The sequence below is a fragment of the Paraburkholderia lebeckiae genome, assembly GCF_050436325.1.
Classification (GTDB): Bacteria; Pseudomonadota; Gammaproteobacteria; order Burkholderiales; family Burkholderiaceae; genus Paraburkholderia; species Paraburkholderia tuberum.
Map to the genome: position 1 here is coordinate 2556102 of NZ_JBNDLZ010000003.1, position 14915 is coordinate 2571016.

Sequence of the window (14915 nt, forward strand, 5' to 3'; positions counted from 1 at the left end):
GGCACACATCAGCGCGCGTCAGCCCCACCTCAGTGCACGAACGTCAGCGCCACCGTATCCGGCCCGCTAGGCCGGCCAAGCAGATTCAGCAGGCCGGCGAGGTTATCGTGCTGTTCCGGCGCGGCGCTCGCCGTGCCACGAAACGACGTCGATGCGGCCGACACCGTGCCGCTGCCGGTCAGCGTCAACGGACCCTTGATCGTGCTCAGATCGAGCGCCGACGACGTACCCTGCGCCTGAAACCTGACCCGGTACGACCCGAGCGGCTTCACGAGCGACACTCGCGAGCTGACGTTGTCGAGCATCATCGTCAGCTGGCCGAACGCTTCGCCGTTGAAACTGCGCCAGTCGGACCACGACAGCTGCACGTTGCCCTGCAGATCGAGCGTGTTGAATGGCGCGCCAAGCCCCGCGAGCAGCGACGCCGGCACCGCGAGCACGCCTGGCGTGACGGTTGCGCCGCGCGGCGTCGCTTCGACCGTGACCGGGTCGGGCATCGCCTCGCTATGGCGCATGACCATGCGCACGCGTCCGGTGAAAAGCGGCCAGAACGCCGTGCGCCATTCGATCCGGCCAGGCAACAGCGTCGCCGCGCTCATATCGGCGCCGGCGGCCAGCATCACGGTCGCCGAGCCGTGCCACAGCGAGCCCTCGGCGTCGACGAGATTGACGTGCCCGTGCGTTTGCCGCGCGAACTGCGGCGTAATCCAGGCGGCCGGCAGTAACGCGAGCGTCACGGCCGCCACCGACAAAACGGCGACCACCAGCCACGGCAGCGCCGCACGCAGGCGCCACATCCAGTAATTCATGCGAGATCCTGTAGCGAGCGGGGCGTTGCTATTTCGCGGTCGACGGTTGCAGCGCGACCGTCAGATCGACCTGGCCGTCGTCTTTCAACGCGGTGATGTGCGCCTCGGAGACCTGCACCTTGAACTGCTTGCGCACGTCATCGACCCACGCGGTCCAGGCCGGAAACGCCACGTTTTTCATTTGCACCTGCACCGCGTTGCCGACGAACTGCACCTGCGTCGCGGCGAGGCCATGTTCGCCGAGCGATGCGGAAAGCGCGTCCTTCAGCGCCGCGCCGGTCGGCGCGACACCTTGCGCGGCCGCCGACAGCGAGCGCGCCTCGTTCGACTGCGCGGTCATCTGCGCGAGCTGCCGCTGCAGGCTGGGCAGCGATTCACGCAGGTGCGCGCGGCCGTCCTGCGCGGGCGCCCACAGCACCGACCAGGCAATCGCCACGGCGAGCGCGGCGCCGCCCCACGTCAGCAGCGCCTTTTCGCGATCGGTGCGCTGGTCCCAGAAGCCAGCCCAGGCTTGAGCGAGTTCAGCTTTCATTGTCCGTTCCTGATGGTCCACTTGCCGGTACTGCTGTCGATCGCGCCGGTGAGGCCGTTGCGCGCGAGGCGCTTGGCGAAGTCGGGGTCGACCTTGACCGCGGGTTTGAAGGTCACGTCGAGGCGGTGCTCGTGATAGTCGAGCGCGGCAATGCCGTTGACCGGCAGCGGCGACAGCGAGCGCGCGAGGCCGTCGGCGAGCGACAGGAAATCCTCCGGCGACAGCTCGCCCGCCGCCACGCGCAACTGTTGCACTTGACGCGCCATCTGACCGGGCGCGTCGAGTACGACGGTCGTCTTCGGGAACGTATTGAGCAGCAGCTCCGTCATCTGCGTGTTGATCGCGTCACGCTGACGCGCAAGCATCAGCCACTGCACGTTCGCGCCGATGATCGCGACGACGAGCGCGGCGACCGCGAGCACGATCGGCAGACGCAGACGCCGCAGCGTCGCACGATCGAGACGCCACGGCTGCGACGCGAATTCGAACTGGCACAGGTCGAAGCGGCATTCGAGCGCGCGCCGCGCGAGCTGCTCGAACGGCAGCGGACTCGCGCCGTGAATATGCGAGGCGAGCCGCGCGGGACTCATCGTGGATTGGTTCGGCTCGTTGCCGGGCACCTCGGTCAGCATGTACAGCGACACCGGCGCCGCACCCGCTAGCGCGGACAGCGTCGCGTTCACCGCATTGGCCGGCGCCGCGAAACCCTCGCCCTGGACACCGCGTGCAATCGCCAGTTCTACGCGCGGCACGCCGCTGTCGAGCGCGCCTTCGATGAGCAGCGCGGGTGCGGTCTGCACGACCGCACCGAGCACCGCGGCCACCATCGGCACGACGGACGGCGCTTCGGGCGCGACCACCGGCGCGACGCCCGGTAGCGACGTCGCGACGCTCGCCGCGCCGGCCATCGCCGGCTCGCGCGCTTCGGCTGTTTCATCGGCGTTCGCGGCAATATCGGTCACCGGCGCCAGCGGCAGGCAACGCGTGACCGGCACCGCGCGCAGACTGCGATGACCGGCCGCCGTGAACGCCTCATAGATGAAACGGAACCAGCCGCGATCAATGACCGCGAGCAGGTGCCGACCTTCACCAAGCCCCTGCGGGTCGACCGCGATATGGCAGGTCTGCGGGTCCTGGATCAGTTGATCCTCGACGATATTGGGCAGCGCCTGGCGCAGCTTCGGGCCACGCAGCGGCGGCAGCGTCGCGGGCATCAGCAGCAGGTCGCGCGCGGCGAGCATCAGCACCGTCGTGCCGCCGCGCGGCAGCAGCGCGAGCGCCGAGCGGCCGGCGCGCTGCGTGCGCCCCGTCTTGTCGAGCAGCACGAACGGCAGCTCGGGCAGTTGCCATTCCTGCGAGGGCACCGCCGGATCACGCGGCGGCAATAGGACGATCAGCGTGCTCAAAGGCCACTCTCTCTATGGATTGCGTTGTTCATAGTTGGTCTTGTACCCGCACGATACGCGTGGTGTGAGTTAGCGGATCGCGATAGACGAGCGTCGTGCGATCCACTTCGGCCCGCTCGTGCTGCACACTGCCGTGGACTAAAAAGTAGCTCGAATTGACGTCGAACTGATTCGGATCGATCGACACCGATTGCACGCCGGCTGCGGTCAGCGCGAGCTGCACGTCGCCGACGTTGCGGAAAAACACGGTCTGGCGCCGCGCGACGAGTGCTTGCGCCTGCGACACGGTCATGCCCGGCACAACCGCCGCGATCACTTCGGCCGACGCGGTGTTCATGTTGATCGCGGTGGTCGTAGGCAGCACGGTGACGAACGGCCGCAGCTTCGCGACGATCTCCGGTGTATAGCCCGGAATGTCGAGCAGCGAATCGACGCTCGTCATCAGCAGCGGCGCGACCGCCACGTTGTCGTCGCCGTCCTCGATGCCGGGCTGGTTCGTGAAGTTGCCCCCCGTCATACCGCCGCCGCCGCCCACCTGCGGCGTGCTGCTGATCGACGTGCCGGTCTGAAAGCGCGTCGCCGATTGCGACAGCCCCGCGCGCACGTGCAGCGCGGTCGCTTTGGCGAGCTGCCCGCTCAGGCCGAGCGACACCAGCAGGCGCTGATACGCGGCCATCTGCTCGGCGCTGATTTGCGTCACGCCGGGCGCCGGACTTGCGACCAGATTGCGCAGATTGAATCGGGACTGCGCGTCCTCGATCGAGCCCGACAGGTAGGTGGCCGCGCCTTGTTCAGCGCGTACCTCGCCAATCTGGCCGAGAAAATCCGACAGCCGGGTTTTCGCGATCGGCACGCCCCACAAGCCGCCCAGATACGTGATGCCAGCCGATGTATCGCCTTCGGAGCGCAGAATCAGCCGGGTCCAGTCGAGCGCGCCACGCGCGACCCATTGCGCCTGCGACAACAGCCGCTGATTCTCGATGCGCCGGATTTGTACCTGCTGGCGCCACAACATGCCGGACACGAGGATCGCCGACAGCGCGACGACGAGCAGCGCGCTGATGATGGCCACACCGCGCTCGCGCGCGCCGGCCACGCGCGAACCGGATGCCGGCTTTTTCGACGACGACGAGGAGAACGTCATGTCATTCTCCGACCAGAAAAACGCGCGTGACCGGCCGCGCGAGCGATGTTGCGCCGATGCTGACCTCGAGCCCCGTCACCGAGCGTGGCATCGGCGCGTTGCCGAGTTGCGGCACCTTCAGGTTGTTGACGGCCTCGTTCATCGCGGTTTGTACGTCGTTCATCCGTATGGTCCAGCCGAGCTTCGGCACGTACATGCGCGCCGAGATCGAGCCGACGCCAGCCATCAGCGGCACCGCGCTCCAGCCTTCGTCGCTGCCGTGCAACGCGCGCCGCAATTCGCCGACGTTGCCGAGCGGCGGCGACGCGTAGCGCACCACGCGGCCGTTCGAGATCTGATAGCGCACCACCTGCAGACGCGGCGCGGTGGCCGGCAGCATCATGTGCCGCACGATCTGCAGCGCGTTGCCGGACACCGAGACCGCGGCCTGGCTGGATTCGTCGTCGCTGGCGGCCTGGCGCGCATCGATGCGCATCTGATCGAACAGCTGCGCGAACACGCGTTCGTCTTCCATCGCGTTCGTGATCGTCGTGCGGCCGCGGATGATCTGATCGAGCCCGCGCCATGACAGCACGGCGATCACCGCGAGGATCGCGATCGCGACCAGCAGTTCGATCAGCGTGAAGCCGCGCTCGCCATAACGGCGGCGGCGCTCACAGCGAGCGGTTGTTTTCATTCGCGACCACCGTGACCATCTGCGCGAGATTGCCGGACTGCCCAGGCATCGTCACCATCACTTCGACACGGCGAAACACCGGATTCGGCGTCGCCGTCACATGCTCGGTACAGCGCAGTTGCAGATTGCCTTGCGAGCAATCGAAGCTCGTTGAGCCGACGTTGGGCCATGCATGCTTCAGATGAAGATCCGCGAGCGCGTTGTCCGCGCTCCAGCCGGCGAGCAGACGCCGGTGCAGATCGGCTTCGCCGCTCGCGAGACTGCCGACCGCGCGCAGCGACGCGGCAAGCGCGACCGCGATGATGGCGAGCGCGACCAGCACCTCGATCATCGTGAAGCCGCGCTCCTTGCGGCACCCGACATCGCGCATCGTGAAGAGGGAAGGGGCACGAACCGACCGGCCATAGCGAAGCATCCGCATCTCAGCGCACCTCGTAGCGGCCATTGCCGGTACCGACGATCGTCGCCTGGCCGGCCGCCGAAAACAGCGTGACCTGCACCGGAACGTCGATCGCCTCGGTACCGAACACGATGCGATCGGCGTGCGAATCCGAGCCCGGGTAACTGATCGCGACACTGGTCACGCCGCCTTCCCACTGACGCGGTCCGAGCAGATCGTCGCGCAGCGGACGCCAGCCGTCCTGGGTGCGCTGATCGAAACGGAAGCCGCCCTCGAACGGCTGCCACGCGATCGGCCGCGCGCGAACCTGCGCTTCATCGCCAGCCGATTCGAACAGCAGCGCGAGACGCTGCGCTTCCTCGTTCAGATCGGTGCGCGGATTGCGGGTCATCGTGACCGCGGTCAGCGACACGAGCAGGCCCGCGATCATGAGCACGACCATCATTTCGAGCAGCGTGAAGCCTGCCGCGCGGCGCCGGCGCAGGTGGGAGCGCGGCCGCGAAGCCGTGCACGGAGTGTCCACACGGGACTTGCAAGCGGACGTGCGCATAGTGCCGGCCATCGACGATCAACGGAAATTCATACAGCAATGCATCGGTGAAGCATGCGCACTTGCACGCGCCGCGAACATAACGGCGTGACGGGCAGGGCGCCTGGCGAAACAAGCGGCCGAACCGGTGGCAAGGAGGGCGCGTGCATGAACATCATCGAGCCTGACGGGATGCCACGTTCATCCTGTTCATTGCCAGGACCCGACGTCGGAGTCGTTGCCTTCGCCGCCCGGTTTGCCATCGGCGCCGTAGCTGAACACATCGATCTCGCCGTGCACGCCCGGATTCAGGTACTGATACGAATTGCCCCACGGATCGTTCGGCAGACGCTCGAGATAGCCGCCGTCCTTCCAGTTGTTCGGCACCGGGTCGGTGGACGGCTTTTCGATCAGTGCGCGCAGGCCTTGCTCCTGGGTCGGATAGCGGCCGTTGTCGAGGCGATAGAGCTTCAACGCCTGCATCACGGTGCCGATGTCCTGCTTCGCGGCAACACGCCGCGCTTCGTCCGGACGGCTCATGATCTTCGGCACGATCAGCGCGGCGAGAATGCCGAGAATGGCGATCACGACCATGATTTCGATCAGCGTGAAACCGCGTTGACGACGGCCGCGCGAACCCGCGTTGTCAGCGCGGCGAATGGTCGACAGTTGCATAGGTTGCTACCTCTTTCAGGTGAAATTTTCGGCCCGGGTCATCAGATTGAACACGCCGGGCCGTCATTTTAATGTCATGCAGTTGAAGGGTTTCAACCCACCGCAATTTTCACAATAGTCCGTACAATGTGCACATGAACGCCATCCAAATCCGCCTTCTGTCGCTCGCGCTGTTCGCCGCTTTCTGCGCGACGCTGACCTACTGGGTCATCACGCTCACCACGCTGTCCGGCGCGCCGTTGCCGGCGGCGGCGGCGCATGCGCAGGTCTCGACAGATCAGGCCGCGACGCTGTTCGGCGGACAGCTCACGCGCAACGTCAATCAGGACATCCATCTCTTCGGCATCCTCGCGTTGAGCGAAGGCGCCGCGGCGATCGTCAGCGTCGGTGGCGAGCCGCCGCGCGCGGTGTCGCTCGGCAGCACGCTGATGCAAGGCACCAGGCTCTCCGAAGTCCGCGCCCGCTCGATCATCATCGACCGCAACGGCGCCCACTCGGAAATCTTCCTGCCCGCAAACACCAGCGGTCCCACCATTTACGTGCGCTGAAACCCGAAGCGGTTGCGCGGCTGATACCGCACGCCGCGCAAATCCTTTCTCTTCCTTCCTCGCGCTACGACGACTACTACTGCACGAGGTTGTTCAGTTCGATGATCGGCAGCATCACCGCGAGCACGATCACCAGCACCACGCCCCCCATCGCCAGGATCAGCAGCGGCTCCAGCAGGCTCGTCAGGAACATCGTGCGACGCTCCAGCTCGCGCGCTTCGCCATCGGCCGCGCGATCGAGCATCGTCGTCACGTCGCCGGTCGCTTCGCCCGAGCGGATCAGGTGCACGAGCACCGGCGGAAACGTCTTCGTGTTGCCGAGCGCGCGCGACAGCGACGTTCCTTCGCGCACTCGCACGATCGCGTCGTCGATGTTCTCGCGCATCGCATTGTTGCTGAGCGTTTCGGCCGCGGCTTGCAGCGCGCGCAGAATCGGCACGCCCGCCGCGGTCAGAATGCCGAGCGTGCTAGCGAAGCGGACCGTGTTATAGCCGCGCACGAGCTTGCCGATCAGCGGCGCGGTCAGCAGCCAGCGGTCGAAGGCGAGCCGCGGGCCCGGTTGCCTGAGCGTCGCGCGAACCAGATAGACGATCACGATCACGCCGATCAGCATCGCCCACCACCAGTGCCGCACGAAGCCGGACAGCGCCATCATCACGATCGTCAGAAACGGCAATTGCTGTTTGGTGCTCGCGAACACGTTGACGACCTGCGGCACCACATAGCTGAGCAGGAACGTGACGATGCCGAACGCGATGATCGTGACGATCGTCGGATACGTGAACGCCAGCACGATCTTCTGCTTCAGTGCATTGCGCTGCTCGATGTAGTCGGCGAGCCGCGACAACACCAGGCCGAGCTTGCCCGTGTGTTCGCCGGCCGCGACGAGCGCCCGGTAGATCTCGGGGAAGTCCTTCGGATGCTGCTGCAGCGCATTCGCGAGCGAATGACCGCCGAGCACCTCGGCGCGAATCGCCGCCATCAGCTCGCGGATGTAGTCGCGCTCCGACTGCTCGGTGAGCACCGCGAGCGCTTCGTCGAGCGGCAGGCCCGCGATCAGCAGACTCGCGAGCTGCCGCGTCAGAATGGCCTGCTCGCGCTGCGACAGACGACGCCCGAGCGCGAGCCGCTGATTGCGCTCGCCGCGCGTACGCGACGCCGCCGGTTCGACGACGAGCGGAGTGAGTCCCTGCGAGCGCAGGTTGGTCCGCGCGCCGCGTGCACTGTCGGCGTCGAGCACGCCCTTTTGTGCCTTGCCCGCCGCGTCGATCGCTTCGAAACGGAATGCCGGCATGCGCTTATGCTCCGCCCGTCACGCGAATCACTTCTTCGAGCGACGTCAGTCCCGATGCGAGCCAGCGCTCCGAATCCTCGCGCAGCGTGCGCATGCCGTGCGCGCGGCCCGCTTCGAGAATTTCGGCGTCCGCCGCGTTGCGGTGGATCAGCGAACGGATCGTTTCATCGATCAGCAGCAGCTCGTAGACGCCGCGCCGTCCCGCGTAACCGGATTGGCCACAACGGTCGCAGCCGACCGGATGCCAGCGCTTGCTGCCGTCTTCCTCGGTGCGCTCTTGGCGGCACACCGGGCACAGACGCCGCACCAGCCGCTGCGCGAGCACGCCGAGCAGCGACGACGCGAGCAGATACGGCTCGACGCCCATGTCGGTCAGACGCGTGACGGCGGATGCCGCGTCGTTCGTGTGCAGCGTCGCGAGCACCAGGTGGCCGGTCAGCGAGGCCTGCACCGCGATCTGCGCGGTTTCGAGGTCGCGGATTTCACCGATCATGATGATGTCCGGGTCCTGACGAAGGATCGAGCGCAACGCGCGCGCGAAGCTCATGCCGATCCGCTCGTTGACCTGGGTCTGGCCGATGCCGGACAGGTCGTATTCGATCGGGTCTTCCACCGTCATGATGTTGGTGGTCGCCGTCTCCAGTCGCGACATCGACGCATACAGCGTCGTGGTCTTGCCGGAGCCGGTCGGGCCCGTCACGAGCACGATGCCGTGCGGCTTGCCGATCAGCTTGTCGAACTTGCCGAGCGTGTCGGATGCCATGCCCAGCGCTTCGAGATTCAGTCGCGCCGCGTCTTTTTCAAGCAGACGCAGCACCGCGCGCTCGCCGTGGCCGGTCGGCAGCGTCGATACGCGCACGTCGACCGGACGACCGCCGACGCGCAGCGTAATGCGGCCGTCCTGCGGCAGACGTTTCTCCGCGATGTCGAGCTGCGCCATGATCTTGATCCGCGAGATCAGCGCGCCGTGCAGCGCTTTTTTCGGCCGCACCACGTCGCGCAGCGTGCCGTCGACGCGAAAGCGCACCACGGACGCATTCTCGAACGGCTCGATATGAATATCCGATGCTTGTTCGCGCGCCGCTTGTGTGAGCAGCGCGTTGATCATGCGGATGATCGGCGCGTCGTCTTCCGATTCGAGCAGATCCTCGACCTCGGGAATGTCCTGCATCAGACGCGATAGATCGACTTCGCCTTCCACTTCACCGACCACCTGCGCGGCGCTGCCGTCCTGGCGCGCATAGGCCTGGTTGATCGCCTGCGCGAGATCGTCGGCGGGCATGCGCACGACCGATAACGCGCCGTAGTTGCGCGCGACTTCCGCAAGCGCGGCTTCGCTCGTGCGCTCGCTGATCCAGACTTCGAGACTATCGGCATACTGATGCGCGACCAGGATCTGGCCGCTGCGCGCGAAACCGTACGGCACGAGCCGGGCGGCGAGCGGCGAGGGCGCCGCGCGCTCGCCGGCGGCGTCGCCGTTCAACAGACCTTGCGATGGCGCGGTTTGCGCGGGCGCCTGCGTCACGGATGCGCTCCCGGCGACACCGTGCTCGGTACTACGCCGCTGGCCGGATTGACGACCGCCGGTTGCGGCACGGTTTGCGGCATCGTTTGCGGCACGGGTTGCGTCGTGGGCTGCGCGTTGGCTTGCGGCAGGGCCTGCGGCGGTACCTGTTGAGGCACCTGTTGCGGTGCCTGCTGCGGCATCATCTGCTGGCGGCGCATCTGGTTCAGATCGAACAGGTTCAGCGCCGGCACACCGCCCTGGCTCGGGCCGAGCGGCATCGGCGGCACGACCGGATCGTCGTGATCCTTCATGATGTTGTTGTCCGAACGGTACGCACCCTGCACGCCCTGGATGTAGTCGTAGCGGTTCGCCGTGACGGCCTGGGTGGTGTCGTGATCGGCGAGAATGACCGGGCGCAGGAATACCATCAGGTTAGTCTTGTCGCGCGTCTTTTGCTCGGAGCGGAACAGCTGGCCCAGCCACGGAATGTCGCCGAGCAGCGGTACCTTGCTGTTGCTGACCTGGTAGTTGTCCTGCATCAGGCCGCCGAGCACGATGATCTCGCCGTTATCGCACAGCACGGTCGACTGGATCGAACGCTTCGTGAATTCCGGGCCCGCCGGGTTCGTCGCCGCGTTGTTCGTACCGTTCACGATCGCCGAATCTTCCGTGTAGAGCTGCAGCTTCAGGATGCCGCCGTCGGTAATCTGCGGCTTCACGTGCAGCGTCAGACCGACGTCGACACGGTCGAACGTGTTGAACGCCGCGCTCGTCGTGCCGCTCGTCAGGTTCGAGTAAGAACCGGTCTGGATCGGCACGTTGGTACCGACGATAATCTTCGCTTCTTCGTTATCGAGCGTGATCAGGTTCGGCGTGGACAGCACGTTCGCGTCGGCTGTCTGCGACAGCGCCTGCAGCAGCGCGCCGAGACCCTGCACGCCGAAAATGTTGTGAATCCAGCCAACGTTCAGGCCCTGCTGCAGGGCTCCGTTGCCGAGCGCCGTGGCGAGACCGCCGGTCGAGCCGGCAGCGGCCGCGGCCGCCGTCAGGTTGATGATGCTGTTGCCCGAGCCAGTCGCGAGGTTGGTACCGGCAAACAAGTTACCGTTCGCGACCTGCCACTGAATCCCGAGGTTGCCGCTCGTATTCGAGTTCAGCTCGACGATCAGCGCCTCGATATACACCTGCGCGCGACGTGCATCGAGCTGGTCGATCACCGCGCGCAAGTTGCGGTACGTCGCTTCGGGCGCCGTGATGATCAGCGAGTTGGTTGCGGGATCGGCCGTGATCATGCCGCCGCCCTGGTCTTCGCTCTTCTCCTTCTCTCCGCCGAGAAAGCCGCCACTACTATTCGAGCCCGAGGCGCCGCCGCCCATCGGCGAGTTCATCGAGCTGCCGCCGAGTCCGCCTGACGGCAACGGTGGCGTCCCCGACGTGCCCGTCGAATTGCTGGCGTTCGACAGACCGCCCCCGCCGCCACCACCACTGCTGTTCTGGTTGAACGAGTTCGCCTCGTTCGCGCCGCCCGACGAGCCTTCGCCGCCGCCCTTGCCGAGCATGTTGCGCAGCGTGCGCGCGAGCTTGGTCGCGTCCGCGTTGCGCAGCGGCACGACGTGAATGTTGCCCGGCATCGTGGTCGGCACGTCGAGCTGTTTCGCGAGCTCCTTTGCCGCCGCGAGACGTGCGGTGTTCGACGCGCGCATCAGTAGCGAGTTGGTGCGCGGATCCGACGCGATCGACACCTTCAGCGTCGCGTCCGTGCTGCCGATCGCGCCCGGATCGAGCATCTTGTTCATCTGCTGCGCGATGTCGATCGCATTCGCATTCTTCAGCGGTACGACCGCCACCGACTGGCCTGCCGCGCTATCGATGCCCGCGATGATCTGCGCGATGCGCCGCACGTTGTCGGCGTAGTCGGTGACGACGATCGTATTGTTGGCGGGGTAGGCCGCGACGGTGTTGTTCGGCGAAATCAGCGGACGAAGTACCGGCAGCAGGTTGTTGGCCGATTCGTTCCTCAGCGTGAAGACCTGCGTGACGACCTGGTCGCCGCGCGCCGTCGGCGCGTTGCCGACGTACGTCGGCACGCCTTGCAGCTTGGCGTCGGCCTCGGGCACCACTTTCAGCACGCCGTGATCCTGCACGAGCGCGAAGCCCTGCATGCGCAGTGCGGACTGCAGGGTTTTGAGCGCCTGGTCCTCGGGTACCGCGTTTTCGGACACGAGGTTCAGTTGCCCCTTCACCCGCGGATCGACGATGATCGTCTTGCCGGTCGCCGCGCCGATCGCCTTGGCGACCTGGTCGATGTCGGCGTTGACGAAGTTGAGTGTCACGTCTGCCTGTGCTGTGTGCGCGGTGATCAGTCCAGCCACCAGCAGCGCCGTTGCCACGCGACGCAAAGCCATACAATTTCTTCTCATGGAATGTGATATCGATGCCGGCAGCCTCTGCCACCGACGGTCATGCGATGCGGACCTGGCAGCAAGCCACCGCCCGGTCGGTCTGTGAGCCGGCCCCAAAAGCGAGTTTCGCTTCGAGCACCAGCGTCCCGACGTCCGAAAAAAACGAACAGTAACAGCTTTTCATGTCGGATTTGAAACAAAACAAAGGGCCCCATGCGAATCCTTAGGGAATCGCAGGGTTGTTATTAAATTGAAAGCTAACGGCACCGTACACAGACGCCATTACCCGGCTTTGTACGGTCTTATGTCGGTTAGCCAACTTGACGAAGGTCGGACTGCCGGTATGATACGAGCCGTTCGACTCACTGCTATGTGTTTGCTGACACGGGTTTTCCCCGATGCTCGACAAAGCCCGGCCAGCTTGCCGTTGCGGCCGAAATGCGGCCGGCAAACTGCCTTACCGATTCTTACCTCGGGTTTATCTAGTCCTGTTGACCGATGAAACGTCCGCTCGTCACCGTCGCCGCCATGCTCACGCTGCTCGTCGCAGCCGGCTCCGCGCGCGCCGACTGCTTCGACGAAGCGGCGAAGTATCAGAAGGTCAACCCGTTGATTTTACGGGCTATCGCGTGGCAGGAGTCACACAACCGGCCGGATGCGCAGCACAAGAACGCGAACGGCTCGACCGATTACGGTGTGATGCAGATCAATTCGGTGCATCTGCCGGTGCTCGCCCAGTACGGGATCTCGCAGGGCACGCTGATGGAGCCGTGCAAGAACGTTTATATCGCGGCGTGGCATCTGCGCCGCCAGATGAACAAGTACGGCAATACCTGGCAGGCGGTCGGAGCATACCACTCTGAGACGCCGGCGTTGCGGGACAAATACTCGCAACAGATCGCCGCGATTCTGCGCAGCTGGAAGTTGATGCCCGCGCGGTAGGCTTCTCCAGCGCTGTCGCTCGCGCAGGCCGCGCCCGTTTTAATGCACAATGCGGCTTCATGCTGCTGTCGCGCCGTCGCAGCGACGCCGACCATTTGGCCCCGCCCCCGGCACGCCTTTCAATCCTCCCGTATTCCGTACCGCGATGAACCAGCCGCTATTGCCCATCACCGTGCTCTCCGGTTTTCTGGGCGCCGGCAAGACCACGCTCCTGAATCACATCCTTGCGAATCGCGCCGGTTTGCGCGTCGCCGCGATCGTCGACGATCTCGCCGCGGTCAATATCGACCCGACGCTCGTGCGCAAGGCGGCCGATCTGTCGAGCGCCGACGAGCAGGTCGTTGAACTCAAGAACGGCTGTATCTGCTGCGCGCTGCGCGACGAGCTGCAAAACGAAATCCGTCGCTTCGCCCGCGAAAATCGCTTCGACGCCATCGTGATCGAATCGAGCGGCATCGCCGAGCCGATGCCGAGTGCCGAAACCATCACATTCGAGGGCCACGAAGGCGCGTCGCTCGGCGACGTCGCGCGGCTCGATACGATGGTCACGGTCGTCGATGCGTTCAACTTCCTGCGCGATTACGCGTCGGCCGACGCGCTTGCCGAACGCGGCATCACGGGCGACGAAGACGACGACCGTACGATCGTCGAATTGCTGATCGAGCAGATCGAGTTTTGTGACGTGCTCGTCGTGACCAAGATCGATCTCGTCAGCGCCGACGAGCTCGCGCGTTTGCAGCGCATCCTCGCACGCCTGAACCCGCGCGCGGTGCAGCTCGTGAGCCGCTTCGCCGACGTGCCGCTTGATCAGATCGTGAACACCGGACGCTTCGATTTCGACGAAGCGTCGAATGCGCCGGGCTGGCTCGCGGCACTCGAGCACGAGCACGGCGGTGAACACGGCCACATGCATCGCAGCGAAGCCGACGAATACGGCGTCGGCCATTTCGTCTATCGGGCACGCCGGCCGTTTCATCCGCAGCGGCTGTGGGAGCTGCTGCATCAGGAGTGGAAGGGCGTACTGCGTAGCAAGGGATTCTTCTGGCTCGCGACGCGCAACGATATCGGCGGTTCGCTATCGCAGGCCGGTGGCGCGTGCCGGCACGGTCCGGCGGGCATGTGGTGGGCCGCGCAGGATCGCAGCGAATGGCCGGCAGGCGACGAGGAGCTGGCGGCCGAAATCGCCGCCGACTGGTACGGCGCGCCGGACGATACCAGCATCGGCGATCGTCGTCAGGAGTTCGTGCTGATCGGCGTGAATATCGACCCCGCCATCTGGCGCGCGAAGTTCGACGCCTGTCTGCTCACCGACGACGAATACGCGCTCGGGCCGCAAGCCTGGCAGCAGTTCCCTGATCCGTTCCCGGCGTGGGAGTTCGACGACCACGATCATGGTCATGATCGCGGCCATCATCATCACGGGCACGGCGACGACTGCGAACATTACGGACACGACCACGACGAGAACGCACATCGTCATGACTGAACGAAGCACCCCCGCGCTTGAACCACAATGCGTGGACGAAAAAAAACCCGCCGCTGGCGGGTTTTTCTCGCGAGTGTCAACTGCCCGGCAGGAATCTGCCTAGCGCTTGTTGACCGAGTCCTTGAACGCCTTGCCTGCCGTGAATTTGACGGTCTTGGCAGCCGGGATCTTGATAGTTTCGCCGGTCTTCGGATTACGACCCGTACGCGCTGCGCGCTTGCCCGAACCAAAGCTACCGAAGCCAATCAACTGGACCGCCTCACCCTTCGACACAGACTTCTTGATCACTTCAAGCAACGTGTCCAGCGTTTCACCGGTTTGAGCCTTGCTGGCGCCCGTCTGTCCTGCGACAGCGTCGATCAGTTCCTGTTTGTTCATTAAGGTTCCTTTCTGAGTTTAGGTTGATACGAACAGCGCGACCGCGCCGATTATACGTGCGCGCACCGCGCCGTCGAGCAGCTGCGGCCCTGATCCTGAAGATCTCCCGCGCCGGACGGAACACCGTTCGGCGGCCGTGCTGCCGCTCCCTTCGCGGCGCTTGCTATGATAGCGCAGCGCAAACCCA

15 protein-coding genes are annotated in these 14915 nt (G+C 65.3%); 3 read left to right on the top strand and 12 right to left on the bottom strand.

The features are described from left to right. Positions 1 to 29: 29 nt before the first annotated feature. The 8 genes from OKW44_RS29665 to gspG form a co-directional block, all read right to left on the bottom strand. Entirely contained in the window at positions 30 to 809 is a 780-nt protein-coding gene (locus tag OKW44_RS29665) for a type II secretion system protein N (RefSeq protein WP_018418905.1), read from the bottom strand. A 28-nt stretch (positions 810 to 837) separates the two neighbouring features. Continuing rightward, complete coding sequence (locus OKW44_RS29670; protein ID WP_018418904.1) at positions 838 to 1341, bottom strand: type II secretion system protein M; 504 nt, start codon at positions 1339 to 1341, stop codon at positions 838 to 840. Continuing rightward, entirely contained in the window at positions 1338 to 2747 is a 1410-nt protein-coding gene (gspL, locus tag OKW44_RS29675) for a type II secretion system protein GspL (protein WP_018418903.1), read from the bottom strand. Before gspL ends, OKW44_RS29670 begins: the two co-directional genes overlap by 4 nt. Before the next feature lie 28 nt (positions 2748 to 2775). After that, the gene (gene gspK, locus OKW44_RS29680; RefSeq protein ID WP_018418902.1) at positions 2776 to 3891 is read right to left on the bottom strand and encodes a type II secretion system minor pseudopilin GspK; all 1116 of its coding nucleotides are present in this window, start codon (positions 3889 to 3891) and stop codon (positions 2776 to 2778) included. A 1-nt stretch (position 3892) separates the two neighbouring features. Beyond that, the gene (locus OKW44_RS29685; protein ID WP_018418901.1) at positions 3893 to 4567 is read right to left on the bottom strand and encodes a PulJ/GspJ family protein; all 675 of its coding nucleotides are present in this window, start codon (positions 4565 to 4567) and stop codon (positions 3893 to 3895) included. Beyond that, positions 4545 to 4937 (bottom strand): type II secretion system minor pseudopilin GspI, encoded by a 393-nt coding sequence (gene gspI / locus OKW44_RS29690; protein WP_018418900.1) that lies wholly within the window; start codon positions 4935 to 4937, stop codon positions 4545 to 4547. The genes OKW44_RS29685 and gspI overlap by 23 nt, the downstream gene beginning before the upstream one ends. 52 nt (positions 4938 to 4989) lie before the next feature. Further along, positions 4990 to 5529 carry a GspH/FimT family pseudopilin gene (locus OKW44_RS29695; RefSeq protein WP_018418899.1) on the bottom strand — a complete coding sequence of 180 codons (540 nt, stop codon included), beginning with the start codon at positions 5527 to 5529 and terminating at the stop codon, positions 4990 to 4992. Between the two features lie 177 nt (positions 5530 to 5706). Beyond that, positions 5707 to 6171, bottom strand: a complete 465-nt coding sequence (gene gspG, locus OKW44_RS29700) for a type II secretion system major pseudopilin GspG (RefSeq protein WP_018418898.1) — start codon at positions 6169 to 6171, stop codon at positions 5707 to 5709. A gap of 134 nt (positions 6172 to 6305) precedes the next feature. On the opposite strand from gspG, the gene OKW44_RS29705 reads away from it, so the two are divergent. Next, positions 6306 to 6719 carry a type II secretion system protein N gene (locus OKW44_RS29705; RefSeq protein WP_018418897.1) on the top strand — a complete coding sequence of 138 codons (414 nt, stop codon included), beginning with the start codon at positions 6306 to 6308 and terminating at the stop codon, positions 6717 to 6719. 76 nt (positions 6720 to 6795) lie between these two features. On the opposite strand, the gene gspF is transcribed toward OKW44_RS29705, so the two are convergent. From gspF to gspD, 3 genes are read right to left on the bottom strand one after another with little or no spacing between them, the layout of a single operon-like run. Beyond that, positions 6796 to 8013: a type II secretion system inner membrane protein GspF gene (gene gspF / locus OKW44_RS29710; RefSeq protein ID WP_018418896.1), complete on the bottom strand. Its 1218-nt coding sequence runs from the start codon at positions 8011 to 8013 to the stop codon at positions 6796 to 6798. A gap of 4 nt (positions 8014 to 8017) precedes the next feature. Continuing rightward, on the bottom strand, positions 8018 to 9538 hold the full coding sequence (gspE, locus tag OKW44_RS29715) for a type II secretion system ATPase GspE (RefSeq protein WP_018418895.1): 1521 nt from the start codon (positions 9536 to 9538) through the stop codon (positions 8018 to 8020). Further along, a complete protein-coding gene (gspD, locus tag OKW44_RS29720; protein ID WP_018418894.1) occupies positions 9535 to 11925 on the bottom strand; it encodes a type II secretion system secretin GspD in 2391 nt (796 codons plus the stop codon). Before gspD ends, gspE begins: the two co-directional genes overlap by 4 nt. A gap of 495 nt (positions 11926 to 12420) precedes the next feature. Between gspD and OKW44_RS29725 the strand changes: the two genes are divergently transcribed. Beyond that, a complete protein-coding gene (locus OKW44_RS29725; protein ID WP_018418893.1) occupies positions 12421 to 12864 on the top strand; it encodes a lytic transglycosylase domain-containing protein in 444 nt (147 codons plus the stop codon). 145 nt (positions 12865 to 13009) lie between these two features. Beyond that, positions 13010 to 14350: a GTP-binding protein gene (locus OKW44_RS29730; protein WP_018418892.1), complete on the top strand. Its 1341-nt coding sequence runs from the start codon at positions 13010 to 13012 to the stop codon at positions 14348 to 14350. A gap of 99 nt (positions 14351 to 14449) precedes the next feature. Here OKW44_RS29730 and OKW44_RS29735 read toward each other — a convergent pair whose 3' ends face one another. Further along, positions 14450 to 14728, bottom strand: coding sequence for an HU family DNA-binding protein (locus OKW44_RS29735; protein WP_018418891.1), 279 nt, complete (start codon positions 14726 to 14728; stop codon positions 14450 to 14452). Positions 14729 to 14915: the final 187 nt, after the last annotated feature.